At 72.9% G+C, this 22,726-nt stretch carries 18 protein-coding genes; 11 read left to right on the top strand and 7 right to left on the bottom strand.

The window, feature by feature from the left end; genetic code table 11:
- Positions 1-140 precede the first annotated feature (140 nt).
- The gene (locus WFH25_RS10755) at positions 141-1,334 is read right to left on the bottom strand and encodes an MFS transporter (protein WP_336697643.1); all 1,194 of its coding nucleotides are present in this window, start codon (positions 1,332-1,334) and stop codon (positions 141-143) included.
- Positions 1,335-1,468: 134 nt separating this feature from the next.
- Between WFH25_RS10755 and WFH25_RS10750 the strand changes: the two genes are divergently transcribed.
- The 3 genes from WFH25_RS10750 to WFH25_RS10740 are packed head-to-tail and all read left to right on the top strand — an operon-like array spanning position 1,469 to position 3,642.
- Positions 1,469-1,918 (top strand): MarR family winged helix-turn-helix transcriptional regulator, encoded by a 450-nt coding sequence (locus tag WFH25_RS10750; RefSeq protein WP_070418145.1) that lies wholly within the window; start codon positions 1,469-1,471, stop codon positions 1,916-1,918.
- 48 nt (positions 1,919-1,966) lie between these two features.
- On the top strand, positions 1,967-2,980 hold the full coding sequence (locus WFH25_RS10745; protein WP_336697642.1) for a glycosyl hydrolase family 18 protein: 1,014 nt from the start codon (positions 1,967-1,969) through the stop codon (positions 2,978-2,980).
- Entirely contained in the window at positions 2,977-3,642 is a 666-nt protein-coding gene (locus tag WFH25_RS10740) for a Type 1 glutamine amidotransferase-like domain-containing protein (protein WP_071296030.1), read from the top strand. The genes WFH25_RS10745 and WFH25_RS10740 overlap by 4 nt, the downstream gene beginning before the upstream one ends.
- 66 nt (positions 3,643-3,708) lie before the next feature.
- Here WFH25_RS10740 and WFH25_RS10735 read toward each other — a convergent pair whose 3' ends face one another.
- Positions 3,709-4,707: a LacI family DNA-binding transcriptional regulator gene (locus tag WFH25_RS10735; RefSeq protein WP_229086066.1), complete on the bottom strand. Its 999-nt coding sequence runs from the start codon at positions 4,705-4,707 to the stop codon at positions 3,709-3,711.
- A gap of 96 nt (positions 4,708-4,803) precedes the next feature.
- Between WFH25_RS10735 and WFH25_RS10730 the strand changes: the two genes are divergently transcribed.
- The 5 genes from WFH25_RS10730 to WFH25_RS10710 all read left to right on the top strand — a co-directional run bounded on the left by WFH25_RS10730 (position 4,804) and on the right by WFH25_RS10710 (position 11,875).
- The gene (locus WFH25_RS10730) at positions 4,804-6,027 is read left to right on the top strand and encodes a Gfo/Idh/MocA family protein (protein ID WP_336697641.1); all 1,224 of its coding nucleotides are present in this window, start codon (positions 4,804-4,806) and stop codon (positions 6,025-6,027) included.
- Positions 6,024-7,028 carry a sugar phosphate isomerase/epimerase family protein gene (locus tag WFH25_RS10725; RefSeq protein ID WP_336697640.1) on the top strand — a complete coding sequence of 335 codons (1,005 nt, stop codon included), beginning with the start codon at positions 6,024-6,026 and terminating at the stop codon, positions 7,026-7,028. The genes WFH25_RS10730 and WFH25_RS10725 overlap by 4 nt, the downstream gene beginning before the upstream one ends.
- A gap of 175 nt (positions 7,029-7,203) precedes the next feature.
- Positions 7,204-8,196: an AAA family ATPase gene (locus tag WFH25_RS10720; protein WP_083295231.1), complete on the top strand. Its 993-nt coding sequence runs from the start codon at positions 7,204-7,206 to the stop codon at positions 8,194-8,196.
- Positions 8,196-9,527, top strand: coding sequence for a DUF58 domain-containing protein (locus tag WFH25_RS10715; RefSeq protein ID WP_071302792.1), 1,332 nt, complete (start codon positions 8,196-8,198; stop codon positions 9,525-9,527). Before WFH25_RS10720 ends, WFH25_RS10715 begins: the two co-directional genes overlap by 1 nt.
- Positions 9,524-11,875 (top strand): transglutaminase family protein, encoded by a 2,352-nt coding sequence (locus WFH25_RS10710; RefSeq protein WP_336697639.1) that lies wholly within the window; start codon positions 9,524-9,526, stop codon positions 11,873-11,875. The genes WFH25_RS10715 and WFH25_RS10710 overlap by 4 nt, the downstream gene beginning before the upstream one ends.
- A 122-nt stretch (positions 11,876-11,997) precedes the next feature.
- On the opposite strand, the gene WFH25_RS10705 is transcribed toward WFH25_RS10710, so the two are convergent.
- The gene (locus WFH25_RS10705; protein WP_070418152.1) at positions 11,998-12,627 is read right to left on the bottom strand and encodes a TetR/AcrR family transcriptional regulator; all 630 of its coding nucleotides are present in this window, start codon (positions 12,625-12,627) and stop codon (positions 11,998-12,000) included.
- A 284-nt stretch (positions 12,628-12,911) separates the two neighbouring features.
- Positions 12,912-13,697, bottom strand: a complete 786-nt coding sequence (locus tag WFH25_RS10700) for a trimeric intracellular cation channel family protein (protein ID WP_336697638.1) — start codon at positions 13,695-13,697, stop codon at positions 12,912-12,914.
- A 69-nt stretch (positions 13,698-13,766) separates the two neighbouring features.
- Here WFH25_RS10700 and efeU point away from each other — a divergent pair, with 69 nt between their 5' ends.
- Genes efeU through efeB form a run of 3 tightly spaced genes read left to right on the top strand, consistent with a single transcriptional unit; the run spans position 13,767 to position 17,885 of the window.
- Entirely contained in the window at positions 13,767-15,353 is a 1,587-nt protein-coding gene (efeU, locus tag WFH25_RS10695; RefSeq protein WP_336697637.1) for an iron uptake transporter permease EfeU, read from the top strand.
- Positions 15,340-16,563, top strand: a complete 1,224-nt coding sequence (gene efeO, locus WFH25_RS10690) for an iron uptake system protein EfeO (RefSeq protein WP_229086057.1) — start codon at positions 15,340-15,342, stop codon at positions 16,561-16,563. Before efeU ends, efeO begins: the two co-directional genes overlap by 14 nt.
- The gene (gene efeB, locus WFH25_RS10685; protein ID WP_070418156.1) at positions 16,560-17,885 is read left to right on the top strand and encodes an iron uptake transporter deferrochelatase/peroxidase subunit; all 1,326 of its coding nucleotides are present in this window, start codon (positions 16,560-16,562) and stop codon (positions 17,883-17,885) included. Before efeO ends, efeB begins: the two co-directional genes overlap by 4 nt.
- A gap of 305 nt (positions 17,886-18,190) precedes the next feature.
- Here the strand turns inward: efeB and WFH25_RS10680 are convergent, their stop codons facing one another.
- From WFH25_RS10680 to WFH25_RS10670, 3 genes are all read right to left on the bottom strand, one after another.
- A complete protein-coding gene (locus WFH25_RS10680; RefSeq protein WP_336697636.1) occupies positions 18,191-20,536 on the bottom strand; it encodes a bifunctional metallophosphatase/5'-nucleotidase in 2,346 nt (781 codons plus the stop codon).
- 94 nt (positions 20,537-20,630) lie between these two features.
- Positions 20,631-21,554, bottom strand: coding sequence for a sugar phosphate isomerase/epimerase family protein (locus tag WFH25_RS10675; RefSeq protein ID WP_336697635.1), 924 nt, complete (start codon positions 21,552-21,554; stop codon positions 20,631-20,633).
- Positions 21,551-22,720 carry a Gfo/Idh/MocA family protein gene (locus WFH25_RS10670; RefSeq protein ID WP_336697634.1) on the bottom strand — a complete coding sequence of 390 codons (1,170 nt, stop codon included), beginning with the start codon at positions 22,718-22,720 and terminating at the stop codon, positions 21,551-21,553. The genes WFH25_RS10675 and WFH25_RS10670 overlap by 4 nt, the downstream gene beginning before the upstream one ends.
- Positions 22,721-22,726 lie beyond the last annotated feature (6 nt).

Below are 22,726 nucleotides of genomic sequence, written 5' to 3'. Positions count from 1 at the left end.
CCCCCGGCCCGGGGCGGGCGCCGCCCCCGCCCCCCACCCGGTGCCCCCCACGTGGCGGGGGGCCCCCCCCCCCCCGCCCCATTCCCCCCCCCCAACCCCGGGGGCCCCCCCCCCCCCCCCCCCCCCCCCCCCCCCCCGCGTCAGACCGTCGCGACGCTGCCCGTCGGCACCGCGCCGCGCGAGCGCGCGCGCCGCGCCGCGGCCGCGGCGACGGACGTCAGCACCACGGCCGCCGCCGTGATCCCGGCCCCCGCCCAGATCGGCGAGGTGTACCCGAGCCCCGCCGCGATCGTGAGCCCACCGATCCAGGCGCCGAGCGCGTTCCCGAGGTTGAACGCCGCGATGTTCGCCCCGCTCGCCAGGGTCGGCGCGTGGTCCGCGTACTGCATCACCCGCGTCTGCAGCGCCGGCACGGTGGCGAACTCGAACGCCCCCATGAGCACGAGTGCGATCACGGTGAGCACGGGCGAGGCCGCCACTGCCGCGAACACGGCGAGCACCACCGTGAGGACGACGAGCACCACGAGCAGCGTGCCGTCGATCGACCGGGACGCGAGCTTCCCGCCCGCGAAGTTGCCGACGAACAGCCCGACGCCGAACACGATGAGCAGCCACGGCACGGCGCCCGACGAGAACCCGGACACCGCGGTCAGCGTGTACGCGATGTAGGTGAAGGCGCCGAACATCCCGCCGTAGCCGAGCACGGTGATGCCGAGCGAGAGCCACACCTGGCCGGAGCGGAAGGCGCCGAGCTCTCGGCGGAGCGAGGGGACCGCGGCGTCGGCCGAGCGGACGGTGGGGACGAGCAGGGCGACCCCGACGAGGGCGACGACACCGATCGCCGCGATGGTCCAGAACGTGGCGCGCCAGCCGAGCGCCTGGCCGAGGAAGGTGCCGAACGGGACGCCGAGCACGTTCGAGGCGGTGAGCCCGGTGAACATCAGGGCGACCGCGGACGCCCGCTTCTCCTTCGCGACCATGTTCGACGCGACCACGGAGCCGATGCCGAAGAACGCCCCGTGGCAGAGGGCCGCGATCACCCGGCCGAGCATCATCACGCCGTACACCGGCGCGAGGGCGGACAGGGTGTTGCCGATGACGAACAGCACGAGCAACCCGATGAGCACCGGCTTCCGGGGGAGCCGGGTGGTCGCGGCGGTGAGTCCGAGCGCGCCGACGATGACGGCGAGGGCGTACCCGGTCACGAGCCACCCGGCCGTGGTCTCGGTCACGCCGTAGTCGGCGGCGACCTCGGGCAGGAGCCCGGTGATGACGAACTCGGTCAGGCCGATGCCGAATCCGCCGAGTGCGAGGGCGATGAGTCCCGCGGGCATGGATGTCCTTCCGTTGTGCGGTGCAGCTGGGCCGCGTACGCTGGTTGTTGCAGACGCGGGATATCGATAGTTGCACACGCGGGGTATCCGCGCAAGCAACCAATCCTGCCCGGAAGCACACCAGGAGGCCCCTCATGTCCGTCGACGACTCCTCCGTCGCCGTCCGCGCCCACGGCTGGCGCACGCTCGCGGCCCTGCACGGCCTCATCGAGACGCGGCTCGAGCGGGCACTGCGCGCCGTCGACCTGTCGGTCGTCGAGTTCACGGTGCTCGACGCCCTCCGCCGCCAGGACGGCTTCCACATGCGCATGCAGCAGCTCGCCCGGGCGGCAGCGCTCAGCCCGAGTGCGACGACCCGGCTCGTGAACCGCCTGGAGGAGCGCGCCCTCCTCACCCGCGTGCTCTGCGCCGACGACCGCCGCGGGCTCTACACGGAGCTCACGCACGCGGGCCAACGGCTCCTCGACGAGGCCACGCCCGTGCACGCAGCCGCGCTCGAGGAAGCGCTCGCCGAGGCGCGCGAGGTCCCCGAGCTCGAGGAGCTCGCCGTCGCGGTCGACCGGCTCGAGGGTGCCACCGTCTGAGGTCCAGGAGGCGCGGCTCGGCCCCGCCCCGCACGCTACGGTGAGCGGGTGGTGCGGCGGACAGGACTCGTGGTCGGTTTCGCGGTCGTGGTCGCGCTGGCCCTCGGTGGCTGCGTCGCCACGCAGGGTCCCGACGCCGACCTCGCTGTCGAGGCGTACGTCGAGCCGGGTGACGAATCGGCGGCGACGGTCTCGGACGCGTCCCGTCGTGCGGCGACGATCGGGATCGACGGCGTCACGGTGACGGACGACGGTGCCGGGCTGAACGACCTGCCCGGCGGCGTGGCGGCACTCGCCCGCACGGCGCGTACCGGTGGAGCCGCACCCGAACTGCTCGTCAGCAACTTCTCCGAGTCGATCGGGGACTTCTCACCCGAGGTCGGCACCGCGCTGTTGTCGGACGCCGGGAACCGCTCGCGGGTCGCCGAGCGCCTGGCGGAACGCGCGTCCGATGCGCACATGCGCGGCGTGCAGATCGACCTCGAGTCGCTCCGGAGCCGCGACCGTGCGGGGCTCGTGGCGTTCGCCGCGACGCTCGAGGACGCCGTGCACGAGTGGCTCGGGTCGGAGGCCGAGGTGTCGATGGCGGTCATGGCCTCGACGGACGAGCGGGGCTACCGCGACACCGGGTACGACCTCGGCGCGCTCGCGGACCACGTCGACCGGTTCGTCCTCATGACGTACGACCAGCACGGGCCCTGGAGCGGTGCCGGCACCATCGGGTCCCTGCCGTGGGCGGAGCGGGTGGTCGATGCGGCCGAGCGCTCGGGCGTGCCAGCCGACCGGATCGACCTCGGCATCGCGGGGTACGGGTACGTGTGGAGTGGCTCGGGTGACGCGCAGGTGAGCCCGGCGCGGGCGCGGGAGCTCGCGGGCGACGATGCCCGGTGGTCGGCCCGGACCGGCGAGTGGTCGGCGACGCTGGACGACGGCCGCGAGCTGCACTGGTCCGACGCACGTTCCTACCGGGCGCGGGTCGCGCTCGCCGAGGACCTCGGGCTGCACGGCGTGGCACTGTGGTCCCTGAACACGCTGGAACTGCCTGGATCGGAGGCGACGTGAAGCTCTTGCTGACCTCGGGAGGCGTCACCAACCCGACGATCCACGCCGCGCTCGTGTCGATGCTCGGCAAGCCGGTCGAGGAGGCGAACGCCCTCGTCGTCCCCACGGCGCAGTGGGGGCATCCGATGTGCGGACCGGCCTCGGTCCGGGACCTCGTGGCCGGCGGTCCCGACTCCCGCGCCTTCACCGGCCTCGGCTGGGCGTCGATCGGCGTGCTGGAGCTCACGGCGCTGCCGACGATCGACCCCGAGCGGTGGCGGCGGTGGGTCACGGGAGCCGACGTCCTGCTGGTCGACGGCGGGGACGCCACCTACCTCGCCCACTGGATGCGGACATCCGGGCTCGCGGACCTGCTGCCCTCGTTGCCCGACACGGTGTGGGTGGGCGTGAGCGCCGGCAGCATGGTCATGACGCCGCGCATCGGCGCGTCCTTCGTCGCGTGGCCGTCAGCGGTCGACGACGTGACGTTGGGAGTCGTCGACTTCTCGATCTTCCCGCACCTCGACGCGTTCCCGGAGAACACCCTCGAGAACGCCGAGCGGTGGGCGGCCGAGATCGGCGTTCCGACCGCCTACGCCATCGACGAGCAGACCGCCGTGGCGGTCGACGGTGGCTCGGTCCGGGTCGTCTCCGAGGGGCGCTGGGTGCAGCTCGCGCCGTGACGGTATCGGCACCGACCGGCGGACACCGGTCAGCGGGTGACCGGCGGACGCCCGCGGTCCGGACGGTCAGCGGGCGCGCGGGGGAGCGGTCGTCGATCGGACGACGAGCGACGGCGGCACGAGGACCCGGGTCGGCTCCGGCCGCTCGGCTGCACCGATCAGCTCGACGAGCCGGTCCGCCGCGAGTCGCCCGACCTCGTCGTTGTGCGGGTCCACCGTCGTCAGGCGCAGCAGGGGTGACGCGGCGAGCGGGGTCTCGTCGTTGCCCATGACCGACACGTCCTGCGGTACCCGGAGCCCGGCCTCGTGCACGGCGGCGATCGCGCCCATCGCCATGACGTCGTTCGCCGCGAACACCGCGGTCAGGTCCGGGTGGTCCTCCAGTGCGCGGACGGTGCCGCGGTAGCCGGTCTGCTCCGAGGTCGGTCCCTCGCCGTACACCAGCGGCTCGATGCCGGAGGCGACCATCCGGGCGACGGTGGCCTCGCGGCGGACGGCAGCCGGGCCTCCTGCGCCGGTGACGTGGGCGATGCGGCGGTGACCCAGGCCGACCAAGTGATCCGCGGCCAGACGTCCGCCGGCGGCTTCGTCGGAGGCGACGACGTCGAGTCCTCCCGGGACGTCGGCGCGTGCGCCGGCGATGACGACCGGGGTGTCCGCGGGGACGACGAGGTCGGGGAAGCCCTCGGCGGCGAGCACGACACCGTCGACACGGAGCGAGACGAGGTCGTCGAACGGGGAGGAGTCGAGGTGGGCGTTCGCGCGGGTGTCCGCGAGCGTGAGGCGCAGGCCGTGCGGGGCGAGCGCGTCGCGGATGCCGTCGAGCATCGGGACGTACCAGGGGTTCCGGAAGTCGTCGACGACGACGCCGATCGTGCGCGTCCGCGTGCCGGCGAGGATCGCGGCGGCACGGTTGGGGCGGTAGCCGAGCTCGGCGGCCGCGGCGAGGACGGCCGCCCGGCGGGTGTCCGAGACGCCGGGGTCGTCGCGCATAACCATCGAGACGAGCGACTTCGAGACACCGGCACGGGTCGCGACGTCGATGATCGTCGGTGGTCGGGACACGCGGCTCCTTGACAGGACATGGGTGGGTGCGTCTACAGTCTACCGACGCTCTCTGGAACGTTCCAGAGCCATCACCGACTTCTCGAGGGAGAGAACATGAGCGACAGCATCGGCGTCGCCGTCATCGGCGCCGGCATGGCCGGCAAGGCCCACATGGCCGCGTGGCGGAACGCACCGTCCCTGTTCGGTCACACGCTGCCGTCCGTCCGGCTCGTGTCGGTCGGCGACGTCTACGAACCGCTCGCGGCCGAGGCTGCGACGCGCTTCGGGTACGACCGGCACGACACCGACTGGCGAGCGATCGCCGAGGCCGACGACATCGACGTGGTGAGCGTCGTCGTCGCGAACACGCTGCACCGCGAGATCGTCGAGGGGCTCCTCGCCGCAGGCAAGCACGTGCTGTGCGAGAAGCCGCTCTCGGACTCGCTCGACGACGCCCGCGCGATGGCGTCCGCGGCCTCGCTCGCGGCCGGTCGTGGTCTCACCGCCCGCGTCGGTTTCACCTACCGACGCGCTCCCGGGCTCGCGGCGATCAAGCAGCTCGTCGAGGACGGCACCCTCGGTCGCGTCCTGCACGTCTCCGCGCGGTACTGGACCGACTACGGCTCCTCGCCCGACGTCCCGTTCTCGTGGCGCTTCGCGGGGGCCCCGGGGACCGGTGCCCTCGCCGACGTCGGGTCGCACCTCGCGTACGTCGCCGAGTTCCTGGCCGGCGAGGTGCAGAGCGTCAACGGCGGCATGTTCACCACGGCCGTCACCAAGCGGCCGATCGCCGCCGGGTTCGCCCTCCGTGGCCAGGCCGTCCCGTTGACCGGGGAGTTCGCCGACGTCGAGAACGACGACTACGCCACGTTCAACGCGCGCTTCGGCGACGGCTCGGTGGTCGGTTCGCTCGAGGTCTCCCGGGTCGCGACCTCGCACCCGAACGGCCTCGTCGTCGAGGTGTTCTGCGAGCGCGGCGCCGCACGCTGGGACCAGGAGCGCGCATCCGAGATCGGACTCGCGCTGCAGTCGGACGGCTCCCGTCTCGGCGGCTACCGTCAGGTCGTCCTCGGCCCGGACCACCCCTACGTCGCCGGCGGCATGGCGATGGACGCTCCCGGTGTCGGCTGGGGGCAGAACCAGATGTTCGAGTACCAGGCGCGTGCCTTCCTCGACGAGGTCGTGGGCAACACGGCCGACCCGCTGCCGGCGAACGCCACGTTCGACGACGGCGTCCACAACATGGAGATCCTCGACGCGGTGGCCCGGTCCGCCGCCGACGGAGGAGCAACCGTCGACCTCACCGCAGCGTCCGTCACCGGAGGAGCACACGCATGAAGCTCGGTCTCTACAACGCGATCTTCCACGACCGCCCGCTCGCCGCGGCGCTCGAGGCCATCGCGGGCAACGGCCTCACCGGCATCGAGCTGAACACCGGCGGGTTCCTGCCGCCGGTGCACGTGCCGAACGTCGACGAGATCCTCGACGACGACGAGGCGCGCGACGCCTTCCTCGCGCAGTTCGACGGGACCGGCGTCTCGATCGCCGGCCTGAACTGCAACGGCAACCCGCTGCACCCGGACCCGGAGATCGGGCCGAAGCACGCGGAGGACGTCCGCCGCAGCATCCGGCTCGCGGCCCGTCTCGGCCAGGACCGGGTCGTGACGATGTCGGGCCTCCCCGCGGGGGAACCCGGCGGCACCCGGCCGAACTGGATCGTGAACGCCTGGAACTCCGCCGCGCTCGACGTGATCGAGTACCAGTGGAGCGTCGCGGTGCCGTTCTGGCAGGAGATCGACGCCCTCGCCCGCGAGCACGGGGTCAAGGTCGCGCTCGAGCTGCACCCGCAGAACGTCGTCTTCAACCCGGCCACGATCCGCGAGCTCGTCGAGCGCGGCGGGCTGACCAACGTGGGCGTCGAGCTCGACGCGTCGCACCTGTTCTGGCAGCAGATGGACCCGGTGGCGGTCGTCCGCGACCTCGGTCCGCTCGTGTTCCACGCCGCCGCGAAGGACGTCCGGATCAACCCGCAGGCGGCGATCAACGGCGTGCTCGACAACTCGTTCCGTCGGCTGTCACCGGACGAGCCGCGCACGAACCTCGGCGGGGACGAGTGGGCGAACGAGTGGCCGAAGCCGTCTGCGTGGGACTTCGTCGCGCTCGGCAAGGGGCACGACGAGGCGTACTGGTCGGCGTTCCTCGAGGCCCTCCGCGAGGTGGACCCGGACATGTGGGTGAACATCGAGCACGAGGACACCGAGCTCGGGCGCGAGGAGGGCGTCGCCGTGGCGGCGCAGGTCCTGCTGGCCGCCGACGCGTCGCTGGCGGCTCGCGTCTGAGGTGCTGCGGGATCCGGACTGGAGGCGCGGATCGCGTGCGCTGATCGGCGCACGCGACCCGCGCCTCCAGTCCGTCGCCGTGTGTCCGGCGGCCCGGTCGGTGACGCATCCCCCGGTCCCTGTCACCGGGCCGTTGTAGCATGCACGACACCTGTCCTGAGCCGAGGAGGCCTGCGTGCCGGAACCGACCGACCCCGCCTTCCCGATCGAGCGCATCCGGGACGTCGGTGACGACATCACCGCCGCCGTCTCCACCGTCGTCGACGGCAAGACCGAGGCCATCCGCACCGCCCTGACGGTGATGCTGGCCGAGGGACACCTGCTCGTCGAGGACGTCCCCGGCGTCGGCAAGACGGTGCTGGCCAAGGCGCTCGGCGCATCGGTCGGCGGGTCCGTGAACCGCATCCAGTTCACCTCGGACATGCTGCCGTCGGACGTCACCGGCGTGAACATCTTCGACCAGTCCTCCGGCACGTTCCGGTTCTCGCCGGGGCCGGTGTTCGCGAACGTCGTGATCGGCGACGAGATCAACCGCACGAGCCCGAAGACCCAGTCGGCGCTGCTCGAGGCGATGGCCGAGGCGCAGGTGACCGTGGACGGCGTGACGCGCAAGCTGGACAGCCCGTTCATGATCGTCGCGACGCAGAACCCGATCGACATGGAGGGCACGTACCCGCTGCCCGAGGCCCAGCGCGACCGCTTCATGGCCCGCCTGACGATGGGGTACCCGAGCGCCGACGCCGAACGGCAGATGCTGACCAACCGCGGTGGGGGCGACCCGCTGGCGCACCTCCGACCGATCGTCGACGTGGACACCCTCCGCGACCTCATCCAGTCGGTGCGCACGGTCCACGTCGCGCCCGACGTCGAGGCGTACATCGTCGCGATCGTCCGGGCCACCCGCAGCCACCCCGACATCGTGCTCGGTGCCAGCCCGCGGGCCACGCTGCACCTCGCCTCGGCCGCCCGTGCCCACGCCGCGCTGCTCGGTCGTCCCTTCGTCACGCCGGACGACGTCGCCACGCTGGCGCCGGTCATCCTCGCGCACCGGCTCGTGCCGGTCGCCCGCGGCCTCGGCGGGACGGGCGACGACACCGTCCGCGACATCGTCGTGCGCATCGTGTCCGACACGGCCGTGCCGTTCACGGCGACCCCCGTCCGCTCCTGATGTCCGGGTCCCCGGCGCCGACGTCGCTCGCGCTGCGTGCCGGCGCCCTGCGCTCCGGGGCGCTCCGGTACGGGAGGCGTGGCCTCGCGCTGTTGCGTCGCACGCCGTTCCCCCGACCGACCGTGCGCGGCTGGACCGTGATCGCGGTCGGCATCGGGCTGATCGGCGGCGGGCTCGTGGGGACGACGAGCGTCGCGGTGTCCGCGGGGCTGCTGCTCCTCGTGCTCGTGGTGCTCGGCATCGTCATGGCGTTCGTCGTCGCCGCACCGCTGCGCGGCAGCCGGAGCACGGCGCGCGCGATCGTCCAGGTCGGCGAGGTGTACCGCGAGCGGATCACCCTCGGCGGGACGAGCCTGCCGATCGGCCCGCGGTCGATGCTCCTCGTGCGCGAACAGCTCGACGACGCCCTCGTCAGCATGTCCACCGCCGAGACCTACGCCGCCGTCGGGCCGAACCTCCCGCCGGCGGTGCTCGACGTCGAGGCCCTGGCGATGCACCGCGGGCGCAGCGTGGTCGGGCCGGTGACGATCCGCGTCGAGGACCCGTTCGGCCTGCTCCGCATCGACCGCCCGGTGGTCGCCGCGGAAGAGGTCGTCGTCGTCCCGGCATCGACCCCGCTCGCGTCGCTCGACGCGGGTGCGCTCGCCGGTGCCGTCTCCGCCGACGAAGGACGGGTGGGGCAGGGCGGGTCGGCCGACGACAGCGAGCTCCGCCCCTACCGCCCGGGTGACCCGATCCGCCGTGTGCACTGGGCCCAGAGCGCCCGCCGCGGGGAACTCCACGTCCGTCAGACCACGCAGGCGCAGCCGCCGGAGGCCGTCATCGCGCTCGACGTCCGACGCGAGTCGTACCAGCGCCTCGGCCGCGACGACCTGGCGGAGCTCTCGGACCTCGGCGGCGACGCCGCGTTCGAGCACGCGGTCGTCGTCGCCGCGAGCGTCGCACGGGCACTGGCCGCACGGACCTCGCGCGTCGTGCTCGTCAGCGACGGACCGTCCGGCAGCACCCGGCACGCGGGGGACGCCGGCGGGCTGACCGACGTGCTCGTGGGGCTCGCCGACGTCCGGGTCCGCTCCGACGCCCGCGAGGTCACCGAGGTCCTCCCGGACGTCCGCGGCCGCGACGTGCACGGCATGACCGCCGTCGTCACCGGCAACTGCACCGCCGAGCAGGCCGCCGAACTCGTCTCCGCGACGACCGGTTCGAGCCGGGGGATCCTGGCGACCATCGTCCCGCCGGACCCGGTGGTGCGCGGCATCCTCGACCGCGGCGGGTGGCGGACCCTGGTGGTCCCGGTCGCCGGTGCCCACGCGCCCGGGAGCATCCGGTGAGCGGCGTCGCCACCCGTCCGGCCCCGCCCCGGGGCGAGGCGCGGCGCGAACCCGACCGACGGGTCGACCGACCGGACTCGCCGAGCCCGTGGATCGTCGCACTCGCACCGGTGCCCGTCCTCATCGCCGCCCTCGCCATGCGTCCCCTCGTGCAGGGCGTCGCGTGGTGGGTGTCCGGCGTCCTCGTCGCCGCCGTCCTCGTCGGCACGATGCTCGCCGTCCGTCGTCGGGCGCCCGGGGTGCGGTTCGTGGCACTCGTCGCGGCGCTCGTGGTCTGCTCGTGCGCCGCAGCGGTCGTGAACGACGTCCAGCCACTCGGGTGGCTCGACCGGAACGGTGCGCTCGGCGAGACGCTCGCGGCGATCCGGCTGAACCCCGCACCGCTGCCGCAGTCCGACGCGATCCGGCTCATCGTCACGGTCGCGATCGGCTGGGTCGCCGGCGTCTCGCTGTTCCTCGCGGCCGTCGCCCCGACCGCCGCACTCGCCGCCGTCCCCGCGCTCGTCATCCTCATCGTGCCGGGCGTCGTCACCGGAGCCCCCGCGGCACCCGGGCTCGTGATCGCCACCGGCATCTCCTTCCTCGTCCTGCTCTGGCTCTCGGTGCGGCCGGTCCAACGGGCGTTCCCCGCCGCCGTCGTCGGGGCGATCGGACTCGTCGTCGCTGTGGGACTGCCCGCGATCGTGCCGCTCAACGCCAGCTGGTTGTCCGGCGTCACCGGGGCGATCCAGTCGCCCGTGCAGCCCGGACGCCCCGGCACGCTGCTCAACCTCGGGCAGGACCTCCGGCAGCCGAACGAGCTCGAGGTGTTCCGCTACCGCTCGTCCGACGGTCGGCCGGAGTACCTGAAGCTCGCGAACCTCGACGAGTTCGGCACCGGCGACTGGGTGCCGACCACCACCGACGCCGCGAAGTCCGAGACCGCCGACCAGCAGCAGTGGGCGGTCGGCATCAACCCGCGGCTCTCCAGCCGCGGCGACGTCACGATCCGGGTCACCGGGCTGTCGAGCAACTACCTGCCCGTCCCCGCCGGCGCGGTCTCGATCGAGTCCCGCTCGACGAACCTCGACCTGTCGCAGTGGCGCTGGATGGGGGAGTCGAGCACGGTGCGTTCCACCGGCCCGGCCACCCCGCGCGGTGCCACCTACGAGGTGTACGGCGCCTCGACGTGGTCCGGCGAGTACCTCGACGCGATCGCCGGCTCCGGCCTGCTCGGGCGTGCCGACGGCCGGGGGTTCGCGACCCCCTCGGCGAACCAGCTCCGGACCGACCGCGAACTCCCCGACAAGCTGCCGGTCAGCATCGCGCGGACGGCGCAGCGCGTCGCGGGCGGCGCGGCCACCGACTACGAGAAGGGCCGCGCGCTCGAGCAGTGGTTCCGCAGCGACCTGTTCACGTACTCCGAGACGGCGCCGGTCGAGCAGGGCTACGACGGCGACAGCATGGACGTCGTCGCGAAGTTCCTGCAGGTCCGCGAGGGCTACTGCGTCCACTTCTCCTCGGCGATGGCGGTGATGGCCCGCACGCTCGGCATCCCGTCGCGCATCGCGGTCGGCTACCGGGCGGGCTCCACGCAGGCCGACGGTGAGTACACGGTGTCGAACCGGCAGCTGCACTCGTGGCCGGAGCTCTACATCAAGGGCGCCGGCTGGGTGGCGTTCGAGCCGACCCCCGACTCCGACGCCGCCGCGACGCCCTCGACCGAGGCCACGTCCACCCCCTCGGCCGCCGCCCCCGAGACGCCGCTGCCCGCCCCGGGCGAATCCGCTCCCGCCACGTCCGAGACGCCGACGCCGAGCGCGTCCGCCGCACCGGGAGCCGCCGGGACGACCGGCGGTGGGGGCAACGGACCCCTCGGGCTCGCGGTGGGACTGGTGATCGCCGTGGCGCTCCTGGTGTCCCCGGCGCTCGTCCGGGCACTCCGCCGTCGGACACGACTCGGCGCGGTGCGATCGGGCAGGTCACCGGCGGTGAACGCCTGGCGCGAGGCGCTCGACGACGTCGCCGACCACGGCTACGCGCCGGGCCTCGCGCCGCCGGGTGACGCCGCCGCAGCAGCGCGGACGGCACGTGCGGTGCTCGGGCGGCTCCGGCCGTCGGTGCCGGCGACGGTGCTGCCGCACCTCGAGACGATCGTCGACGCGGTCGACCGGGAGCGGTTCGCCGCGGGCGGTGCGGCATCGGTGGACGCTGCGGCGTTGCTCGCGGCGGTCCAGGAGGCGCGGGTCGCCCTGGACGCCTCGGCCTCCGGTGCGCGGGTGCTCCGGTCGCGCCTGGTGCCGCCGAGCCTGCTGCCGTCGTCCGCGTGGTCGCACGAAGGGCGGCGCGCACGCCGCAGCGCGGCGTAGCGCCGCGCGTAGCGTCCCGCGCGCCGCGCGCTCGTAGCGTGCGAGGTTCCGCGCGTGGTGCGGGGCCCGCAGGGTCCCACCGCGCGCGGAACCTCGCACACTGCGTCACCCGCCGCAGCGCGTCAGCGCCGGCGGATGACCGCCTCGACGAGGGCCGCGACGACCTCGCCCGGGTTCACCCCGGGCAGCGCCGCCGCGTCGAACACGATCCCCACGTTCGCCCCGATGAGCACCCGGGAGAAGTCCTCGAGCGACATCCCCGCATCGATCTCCGGGTGCGCCCCGAACCACAGCTCCACGAGCTCGAACACGCCGTCCTGCAGCTCCCGCCGCTGCCGCACGAACTCGGGCAGGAACTCGGGGTGGCGCGTGGCGTACCCGCGGAACTCCGACAGCAGGGCGAACTGGCCGCTCTGGTCGTGCCGCCCGAACGCTGCCCGGACCACGTCGCCGATGTCCACCGCGGCGATGTCGGCGCGGACGAGTTCCCGCAGCGACCCGAGCACCAGGTTCGTCGCGCGCTGCATGACCTGCGCGACGAGGTCTTCCTTCGACGAGAAGTTCGAGTAGACGGCGCCCTTGCTGAACCCGGCGCGTGCGGCGACCTCGTCGAGCCGAGCCTCGTGCACGCCCTGCTCGGCGAAGACCTGGGCCCCGGCGGTGAGGAGTCGTTCCCGCACCTCGGCCCGCGGGGTCCGGGGCGTGGGCGAGCCGGTGACGGAGGGGCTGGGGTCGGAGGCGTCGTCGCTCATGGTTCCTGATTCGACGGGCCCGCCGTGATCCGTCGGGTCCGGCTTCGTCGGGCTGGCGTGGTGGTGGGTCACGACCATTGTGCTGGAGGCAGGGTGCGTCGGGAGACCTGCCGCGCCGCGCGTCTGATCCCGCGCGGCATCAGCGAAGCCCCCAACCACAGGTCCGTACGGAACCGGCGCGTTCGGGTCGCGTCGGTGCACCAGCGGACCATGGATGCCGGGTCGATACCCGGCGGTACTGATTGTACGACCGAGCACCGACAGATGACAGCCCCTTCGCGGATTCAGCCGTCCGACGCGTCCGCGGGCCCCGACTCGTTCTCGTGGTGCACGCTCCCCGCGCCGGACCGTCGCCCCGGCCGTCGCAGCAACCGGATCGCGTCCGGTCGGAGCTTCCGGCCGCGCTGGAGCAGGGATCCGAGCGTGGACTTCGGCTGCCACTCACGACCGTTCGGCAGCCCCCAGCCGCGCCGGACCGCACCCCACCGCAGCCCGAGTGAGAGCACGATCGCGGCGATGATGCCGATCGACGGCGACCCGAGGTGCGACGCGACGACCATCACGGCGGACGCGGCGACGGCGACCGTGGCGTAGAGCGCGTTGCCGCCGAACACCGCCGGGACCCGGCGGAGCAGCAGGTCCCGCATCGCACCACCGCCGACCGCCGTGATCGTGCCCATGATGATCGCGGCCGGCCAGTCGAGACCGGCGTCGAACGTCCGCTGCACCCCGACGACCGACCAGAAGCCGATGACCGCGGCGTCGAGCACGGTGAACAGCCGGTCCCAGGTCAGCTCGGAGAACGACACGAAGAAGGCGATGAGCGCCCCGGCGATCGCGACCGGCACGTACAGTGGGTCGACGAGCGCGACGGGCGGCCCGTTCTGCAACAGGGTGTCGCGGAGCATGCCGCCGCCGAGGCCGGACACGAACCCGACGACGAGGAACCCGAAGAGGTCGAAGTCCATCGTCCGCGCGAGCGATCCGCCGAGCAGCGCCGACGCGAACACCCCGGCCAGGTCGAGCACGTTCGTGACCGACGCCAGGCCATCGACGGTCAGCAGGTTCATGAGAACCATCAAACATCACCGGCGGGAGGTGGCGGGTCGCGCGCTGGTTAGGTTAGCCTCACCTTTGCCATGCTCGCCACCCTCGTCATCGGCCTCCGTGAAGGCCTCGAAGCGACGCTCATCGTCGGCATCATCGCCGCGTTCCTCCGTCGCAACCGCGTCCCCCTCGCCCCCATGTGGTTCGGCGTCGGGGTCGCCGTGGTGCTCAGCATCGCCGTGGGCTTCGGGCTGCAGGTCGTCGAGCAGGCGCTCCCGCAGGCTCAGCAGGAGGGCATGGAGGCGATCATCGGCATCGTCGCCGTCGTCTTCGTGACGGGCATGATCGTCTGGATGCGCACGCACGCGCGGACGCTCACGACCGAGCTCGAGGCGAGCGCGACCGAGGCCCTCGGCCGCGGCACCGCCTGGGCACTCGCCGGCATGGCCTTCCTCGCCGTCCTCAAGGAGGGCTTCGAGACCGCGGTCTTCCTGCTCGCCACGTTCCAGGCGTCGTCGGACACCGGGCTCGCGGCGCTCGGTGCGGTCATCGGCATCGCGGGCGCCGTGGTCGTCGGGTACGGCATCTACACCGGCGGCGTCCGGCTGAACCTGTCGAAGTTCTTCACCGGCACGGGGATCTTCCTCGTGTTCGTCGCCGGCGGCCTCGTGCTGACCGTGCTCCGCCGCGCGCACGAGGCCGGCTGGATCGTGATCGGGCAGCAGCGCACGGTCGACCTCAGCTGGCTCGCGCCGAACGGCTCCGTGCAGGGCGCCCTCGTCACCGGCGTCCTCGGCATCCCGCCGGACCCCCGGGTCATCGAGGTGCTCGGCTGGGTGCTCTACGTCGTCCCCGTGCTCGCGATCTCCCTCTGGCCGCGTGCCTGGCGCCCGTCCCGCGAACGGGTCCCCGCCGTGCGGCTCGGCATCGCCGGTGTCCTCGCCGTCGCCGCTGCGACCCTGGCGATCGCGGTCCCGACCGGAGGCGTCGACCTCCCGTCCACGACCGCCGTGACCGGCGGCGGCTCCGTCACCGCGTCCGTCGACGGGACAGCCGCGAGCATGCGCATCAGCGGCACGGGCCAGGAGGCGCGGTTCGCCTTCCCGGCGTCGACCCACCGGAGCGTCACCCGCGCGGGCGTGACCGCCGACCGCTGGCGGCGGACCGAGGACGGGTCGGCCGCGCAGCGGCCGTCGAGCCTGACGCTCGACGACCTCGTCGACCTGTTCGGCCGCGTCCCCGTCGGCATCTCACCGAGCACGAACCCCGGGCCGTTCTCGGCGCGCTGGGCCGTCCGCGACACCGTCAGCCTCTGGACCGTCCGGGGTGGGGTCCTGGACGCGAGCCGCGCGGAACGCACCGTGCTCACGCTGAGCGGTGGGGGCCTCCCGTCCGCTCGGACCACGACCCTGGACCGCACCGTCTGGTCCGTGCCGGACGCCCGCGTCCAGCAGGCCGCCACCGCGATGGCGACCGCGGACACCCGCTCCGCCGAGCTGCTGCTCTGGAAGGCCTGGCTGCCGATCGCCCTGGGCGTCGCCGCCGCTGCCCAGGCGTTGCTCGCCCTCCGCGACCGCCGTCGGCGGCCGGAGCCCACGACCACCACCCCCGAAACCGACCCGTCACGCGGCCCACCCGCGGACGACCCCACGAGGAGCCCTGAGTATGCCGTTCGGTAGGACTGCCCGCCCCCTGACCACCCTCGGCGCCCTCGGCGTCGTCACCGCCCTCGCCCTGACCGGCTGCGCGAACTCGTCCACGTCGGCGGGTGACACCGCGAGCAGCTCCGGCAAGGTCTCCCGCGTCTCGGTCACGCTGACGAACGACGGCTCCGACAAGTGCGCCGTGTCGACCACGAAGGTCCCCGCCGGCCCGGTCACGTTCACCGTCAAGAACGAGTCGTCGACCGCGATCACCGAGGTCGAGCTGCTGCAGGACCAGCGCATCCTCGGCGAGAAGGAGAACCTCGCGCCCGGGCTGGCCGCCGTCACGTTCACCGCCACGCTCACCGGCGGCAAGTACCAGGTGTACTGCCCCGGCGCCGACCAGGAGCTCACCGACTTCACCGTCACCGGCAAGGTGACCTCGACGGCGAACAGCAGCGCCGCGACCCTCCTCGACGAGGGCACGAAGGGCTACGCCGAGTACGTCGACGGCCAGGTCACCGACATGGTCGCCGCGGTCGAGCAGCTGCAGAAGGACATCGACGCGGGTGACCTCGCCGCCGCGAAGACCGACTACGCGAACGCCCGCCCGTTCTACGAGCACGTCGAGAGCGACGTCGACGGCTTCGTGAAGAAGGGCTTCAAGGCCACCGACAACGCCGGCAACCTCGACTACCTCATCGACATGCGCGCCTCGAACCTCGACCCGGCCGTCGGCTGGAGCGGGTTCCACGCGGTCGAGAAGGACCTGTTCGAGGCCGGGGCGATCACCGCGTCGACCAAGCAGACCGCCGCGGACCTGACCGAGAACGTGCAGCTGCTCGCGAAGCTCGTGCCGACCCTCGACTACAAGCCCGAGGACCTCGCCAACGGTGCCGCCGGCCTGCTCGAGGAGGTCCAGTCGAACAAGATCACCGGCGAGGAGGAGGCGTACAGCCACATCGACCTCGTCGACCTCGCCGCGAACGTGGAGGGCGCCCGCCAGGCCTTCGCGTACCTCAAGCCGGGCCTGACGAAGCTCGACCCGACGCTGACGAAGCAGATCGCGACGCAGTTCGACCGCACGAACACGCTCATGGACGGCTACCGCAACGCCGACGACCTCGGCGGCTTCGACACGTGGGACGCCGCGACCAAGGCCTCGGACGCGAACACGATCTCGCAGCAGGTCCAGGCGCTGCAGGACCCGCTGTCCCGCCTCGCCGAGAAGGTCGCCACCGCGTGACGACCCCGCACGACGAGCCGGCCCGCGACGGGACGGGCCCCGCGCCCCTCTCCCGCCGCGGGCTCCTCGGCGCCGGCGTGACCGCCGGTGTCGCTGCGGCCGGAGCCGGCCTCGGCGCCGCCGCCGGGGTCGCCGGTGCCACGGCCGCGACCGGGGTGAACCCGTTCACCGCGGCGACGAACGGCGACGAGTCGATCGACCTCTCGCGGAGCCACCCGTTCTACGCGACGGCCGCGCGGCAGCCGCAGGGCGGGGTGCAGACCGCTCCGCAACGGTACTGCGTGTTCATGACGTTCGACATGTCCTCGACGGTCCGGACCGACCTGCAGGTGCTCCTCGCCCGCTGGTCGGCGTCGATCGCGCAGCTGCAGGCCGGGAAGACCGTCGGCAGCGTCGAACCCGCCCACGGCGACGGCGTCGGTGCGGACACGGGGGAGGCGCTCGACCTCGGTCCCGCGTCCCTGACGGTCACCGTCGGCCTCGGCCCGGGGCTCTTCGACGAGCGCTTCGGTCTCGCGTCGAAGAAGCCGGCGCACCTCGCCGCGATCCCGACGCTGCCGAGCGACAACCTCGACCGTGCCCTCACCGGCGGCGACCTGTCCCTGCAAGCGTGTGCGGACGACCCGCAGGTGGCGTACCACGCGGTCCGCGACCTCGCCCGGATGGCCCGCGGCACCGCGACCGTGCGGTGGACGGTGCTCGGCTTCGGTCGCGCCTCGGCCGGGCCCGACCAGTCCACGCCCCGGAACCTCATGGGGTTCAAGGACGGCACCCGGAACATCACCACCGACGAGGACTACGACCGTTTCGTCTGGGTCGACGAACCGGGCTCCGGGGCCGGCTGGATGCGCGGCGGCACGTACCAGGTCGTGCGGAAGATCCGGATGAACATCGAGATCTGGGACGCGGACGTCGTCAGCGACCAGCAGCGGGTGTTCGGCCGCACGAAGATCGAGGGCGCACCGCTCTCCGGCGGCTCGGAGCACACCACGCCCGACTTCCACGCGACGGCGTCGGACGGCACGACGAAGATCGACCCGACGTCGCACATCGCGCTCGCGGCCCACGAGGCGAACGGCGGCGTGAAGATCCTGCGGCGCCCGTACAACTACACCGACGGGCTCAACCAGTACGGTCAGCTCGATGCGGGGCTGCTCTTCGCGGCGTACATGAACGACCCCGAGCACTTCACGACGCTCCAGCGGAAGCTCGGCGCCTCCGACCGGCTCAACGAGTACGTCTCGCACATCGGGAGCGGCGTGTTCGCCGTCCCGCCGGCTCCGCGCAAGGGCTCGTACATCGGCGAGCAGCTCTTCCGCTGAGGAAGTGAGATGGGTGCCCTCCGTCGTTTCCCTGGAGACGGAGAGCACCCGCGTCGCGGAGTCCCCCGGGCGGAACCACCGTCCGGGATGAGAGGCGACCCAGCGCGACGCGTCGCGATGCGACAGGGCTGAGCGTACCCCGCCGATCGCCGGTACAGCAGGGAAGTACCGTGATGGGACAAGCGTCGCGGGCCACCCGCGGACGGGCGCCGACGCTGCGGACCGGCACCGCGCCTCCTGGACCCACGAGAACGGGCCGTCCCACCTGGGTGGGACGGCCCGTTCTCCTGCCTGGAGGCGCGGCGTCAGTCCGTCAGGTCCGTCGCCTCGCGCTCGGCGCGCTTCCGACGCGCGAGCACCAGCGCCACGAGGCCCGCGAGGAGCAGGAGGCCGGCTGCGACGGCCGGGGCCGCGATGTCGGCACCGGTGTACGCGAGCGCTCCGCCGGCGTTCGCCGGGACCGTGCCGTCGACGACGCCGTCACCGTCGGTGTCGACACCGACCGCACCGTCGTCACCGCCGCCGGCGCCCGGGGTACCCGGCGTGCCGGGGTCGGTCGGGTCCGTGGGGTCAGCGGGGTCGGTCGGGTCCACGGCCGCGGCGACGGGGATCGTCACCGCGAGCGTGATCGTCTGCCCGTTCGGCAGCGTGACCACGAGGGGCTCGTCGGTCGTGGCGGCCGGGGCCACGGCTGCCGCGAGGGTCGTCGTGCCGGCTGCCCGGCCGAGTGCGGTCGCGGGGTCCGTGGTCTCGCCGGGGACGAGGAACGACAGCGTCGCCTGTCCCTGCTCGTCCGTCGTGTCGACGATCGTCGTGTCGACCGTCGCGCGGTCGAGTTCCTTCCCACCGGCGCTGACGGTGACCGTGCCGCCCTGGTCGGGTTCGTTGCTGAACGTCAGCGAGGAGAGCTCGATGGTGACCCGGTCACCGGGCTGGAAGCCGCCGTCCGGGGTCGCCGTCGTGTGGATGCCGGTGGAGCGCTGGTCGTGGGCGACCGTCACCGTGGGGTCCGCGCGGAAGTACTCGACCTGCGCCTCGAGGTCGACCTTGCCGCTGTCCTGCTTCGCCGCCGCCTGCTTGAACGCGGCGAAGTTGTCGCCGCCGCCCGCGAGGAACGAGTTGACGGTGACCTTGTAGGTCGTGTCCGCGTCGATCGCCGTTCCGTCGAGGGTCATCGTGGTGATGCGCGAGCCGGCCGGAGCACCCGGGTCGTAGGTGTACCCGAAGCCGTCCGAGGCGCCGAGCTTGAGGAACGGCCGGCTCGACCCGGAGGGCTGCCACTGCTGTTCGAGCGCCTGCCGGATCTGCGCGCCGGTCAGGTCGAGGACGACGAGCGTGTTGGCGAAGGGCTGGACGACCGCGGCCTCCTTGTAGGTGACCGTGCCCGACGCGATGTCGGCCCGGAGCCCGCCGGGGTTCATGAACGCGATCTGCGAGCCCTGGCGGGTCGTCGCGGCGCGCTGCACCTCGGCGACGAAGTTCCCCAGCGTGGACTCGCCGCCGCGGTTCTCGGAACCGTTGCGCTGCTTCGCACGGCCCAGGTCGCGGTCGACCGTGCCGAGCTCGACCGCACCGAGGACCTCGGCCTCGGCCACCGCGTCGTCGACGGTGGCCTGCACGTCGGCGTCGGGCGTGAAGGTCCCGTCGACGAGCCGGATGTTCTCCGCGACGGTCGACGTGACGGTGCCGTCCGCCGCGACGGTGAGCTGCACGTGTCCGAGGTTGAAGCCGTACGAGCCGGTCTGGATCACCGGGCGGGTGGCCGGACCGTCGCCGATCTTCGCCTGGTGCACGTACGTCTGGTGGGTGTGCGCGGAGAGGATCGCCGAGACACGGGGGTCCACGTCGCGGACGGCACGGGCGAAGTCGGAGTCGCCGTCGAGGTCCGTCGCAGCAGCGGACTCGGCACCGTCGTGCACGAGCAGGACGAGGACGTCGGCCTCGCCGTTGCCCTCGACGCCGTCGGTGAGGTCCGCTGCGACCTTGTTCACCTCGGTCGTGATGTCGCCCATCTCGAGGCCCTCGATGCCGGCCGGGCTCACGAGGCCCTGTCCGACGAGGTCGACCGTGGCGCCGATGAACCCGACGCGCTTGCCGCTGATCTCCTCGATCGCGTACGGGTCGAACGCGGGCTTGCCCGTCGCGGTGTCGAGGATGTTCGCCGAGACGTAGTCCCACTGCGCGTTCCGGTCGCCCTGGGGTCCGATGACGCGGTCGCGCAGGTCGTCCTGGCCCTTGTCGAGCTCGTGGTTCCCGATCGCACTGACGGAGAGGTCCATCTGGTTGAGGACGTCGATCGTCGGCTGGTCGTCCTGGATGAAGGACTCGAACGTCGATCCGCCGATGTTGTCGCCGGAGCTGACGAACGCTGACGTCGTCGGGTCCGGCCCGCGGAGCTGCTCGAGCGCACCCGCCAGGGTCGCGGCACCGGCGGCGTCGCCGTCGCGCGGGGTCGGCTTGCCGTCGGTCTGCGAGATCGACTGTGCGATGCGGCCGTGGAAGTCGTTGACGTCGTAGAGGTCGATCGTGGTGTCCCCGTCGGCGGCGATGGCAGCGGACGGGACGGACAGGGCGACGAGCACGCCGGCGGTGGCGAGTGCTGCGCCGCCGACGAGGCGCCGTCGTCGGCGCGGGGAGGTGTGAGCGTTCATCGCCCAAGAACCTATGAAGTCGTACAGCCGACGCGCCAGGGTGTGCCGCAACACGTCACGTGTTGTTCACACACGCAACACGGGCACGCACGCCTCATTCGACGGCGATGAGGGGCCGCAGCGTGCGGTGGGCGATCCGGAGCCCTTCGAGGACCTTCTCGTCGGTCCCGCCCCACAGCGGGTCCTCGTGCTCGACGCTCAGGGTGCCGTCGAAGCCGGCCTCGTACAGCCGGTCGACCACGTGCGGCCAGTTCACGATCCCGCGACCGGGGACCCGGAAGCGCCACCAGCCCATGTCCCACGGGTCGTCGCCCTTGTCGACCTTGCCGAAGAACCCGTACTCGTCGCGCTTGCGCGGGAAGAGCTCGACGTCCTTCGCCTGCGCGTGCACGATGTGCTCGGCGAACGGCAGGATCGTCTCGAGCGGGTCGATGCCGATCCAGGTGAGGTGCGAGGGGTCCCAGTTCAGGCCGAAGCCGAGCCCGGTGACCCAGTCCCAGAGCTCGGGAGAGTACGCGAGGTTGCCCGGGTACCCGTCCGGGTGCCAGCCCTCCATCACGCAGTTCTCGATGATCAACCGCACGCCGCGTTCGCCGGCGTGGTCGACGAGCTCCGGCAGCACCTGGTCACCCAGGCGCATGTTCTCGCGCACCGACTTGCTGTTGTCGCGGCCGATGAACGTGCCGACGTACGGCACCCCGAGCACCTGGGCGGCGTCGATCGCGTGGAACAGGTGCTCCTTGATCTCGGCCCGGCGGTCGAGGTCCTGGTGCAGGTTGTTCTCGTAGTAGGCGAAGGCCGAGATCTCGAGCCCGGTGCGGTCCAGCAGCTCCCGCGTGGCCTGGGCGTCGTCGTCCGTGAAGGTGGCCACGGGCAGGTGCGCCGCCTCGAAGTCACGCCCGCCGGTGCCGGGCCAGACGCCGACCTCGAGGCGCTCGTACCCCTGCTGCTGGGCGAACGCGGCGATGCGGTCGAGCGACCACCCGGGCAGGCAGGCCGCCAGCATCCCGAGCTTCACCGGATCTCCCCCCACGTGCCGTCGGCTGCGCTGCCGACGACGGCGTCGATGATGTGGGCCGACCGGGCGCCGTCCGCGAAGGTCGGGAGTCCCTCGGGCCACCCGTCCGGGTCGGGTCCGCTCCGGACCGCTTCGTAGGTGTCGGCGACGAACGCGGCGAACGCGTCGAGGTAGCCCTGTGGGTGCCCCGACGGCACCACGGCCAGGCGCCGCTGGTCCGGCACGCCGAGCGACGGGTCGCGGACGACGATCTGCGCGCCGCGTTCGTTCCCGAACCACGCCGACTCGGGCTGCTCCTGGTCGAAGGCGGCGGACCCACGGGTGCCGTCGATCTCGAACCACAGCCGGTTCTTCCGCCCGGATGCCACCTGCGAGATGACCACGTTGCCGATGCGACCGGTGCCGGTCCGGAAGGTCGCGACCGCGGTGTCCTCGGTGGTGACCTCGGCGCGCTGCGAGGCGTCGGCCACCGGGTCGGGGTCGGGTGAGCCGGAGAACGACGGGCCGGACGCCGCCGGACGTGTCGGGTAGACGATGTCGGTCGCGGCCGAGACCGAGGCGAAGCGCTCGCCCGTGACGAACTCCACCAGGTCGCACCAGTGCGAGCCGATGTCGGCGAACGCCCGCGAGAGGCCCCCAGAGCCCGCGTCGACCCGCCACGACGAGGCGTCCTCGTCGAGCATCCAGTCCTGCAGGTAGTGGCCGTGGACGGCGAGCACGCGCCCCAGGTCGCCGTCGGCGATGCGTCCGCGGATCTCCCGGATGATCGGGTGGTACCGGTACACGAACGGCACGGTGGCCACGACGCCGGCCAGCCGTGCGGCCTCGACCAGCTCGTCGGCCTCGGTGGCGTCGATGGCGAGCGGCTTCTCGCACACGACGTTGATCCCGGCGCGGATGACCGCGAGGGCCTGCGGGTGGTGCTGGTCGTTCGGCGTGCAGACGTGCACGACGTCGGGAGCGTCCGCGATCACCTCGTCGAGCGAGGCGTACCCGCGGGGGAGGTCGAGCTGGGCGGCGACCTGCTCGGAACGGGACGGACTCCGGCCGAGCACCCCGAGGACCTCGGCCCCGGCCGCGCGGGCGGCCCGCGCGTGCACGCCGGCGATCATGCCGGTCCCGACCACGGCGACGCGCAGGCGTCGCCCTCCGTACCCACTGCTCATGGTGCT

Source organism: Curtobacterium sp. USHLN213 (assembly GCF_037144815.1).
Taxonomy (GTDB): Bacteria; Actinomycetota; Actinomycetes; order Actinomycetales; family Microbacteriaceae; genus Curtobacterium.
The sequence above is the reverse complement of the archived record's forward strand: the minus strand, read 5'-3'. Positions and strand labels throughout refer to the sequence as shown.

Excerpts from the sequence above, each read along its gene's own strand:
- WFH25_RS10755 (WP_336697643.1), bottom strand. The coding sequence starts at position 1,334 with ATGCCCGCGGGACTCATCGCCCTCGCACTCGGCGGATTCGGCATCGGC.
- WFH25_RS10750 (WP_070418145.1), top strand. The coding sequence starts at position 1,469 with ATGTCCGTCGACGACTCCTCCGTCGCCGTCCGCGCCCACGGCTGGCGC.
- WFH25_RS10730 (WP_336697641.1), top strand. The coding sequence starts at position 4,804 with ATGAGCGACAGCATCGGCGTCGCCGTCATCGGCGCCGGCATGGCCGGC.
- WFH25_RS10725 (WP_336697640.1), top strand. The coding sequence starts at position 6,024 with ATGAAGCTCGGTCTCTACAACGCGATCTTCCACGACCGCCCGCTCGCC.
- WFH25_RS10715 (WP_071302792.1), top strand. The coding sequence starts at position 8,196 with ATGTCCGGGTCCCCGGCGCCGACGTCGCTCGCGCTGCGTGCCGGCGCC.
- WFH25_RS10705 (WP_070418152.1), bottom strand. The coding sequence starts at position 12,627 with ATGAGCGACGACGCCTCCGACCCCAGCCCCTCCGTCACCGGCTCGCCC.
- WFH25_RS10700 (WP_336697638.1), bottom strand. The coding sequence starts at position 13,697 with ATGAACCTGCTGACCGTCGATGGCCTGGCGTCGGTCACGAACGTGCTC.
- efeU (WP_336697637.1), top strand. The coding sequence starts at position 13,767 with ATGCTCGCCACCCTCGTCATCGGCCTCCGTGAAGGCCTCGAAGCGACG.
- efeO (WP_229086057.1), top strand. The coding sequence starts at position 15,340 with ATGCCGTTCGGTAGGACTGCCCGCCCCCTGACCACCCTCGGCGCCCTC.
- WFH25_RS10680 (WP_336697636.1), bottom strand. The coding sequence starts at position 20,536 with ATGAACGCTCACACCTCCCCGCGCCGACGACGGCGCCTCGTCGGCGGC.
- WFH25_RS10670 (WP_336697634.1), bottom strand. The coding sequence starts at position 22,720 with ATGAGCAGTGGGTACGGAGGGCGACGCCTGCGCGTCGCCGTGGTCGGG.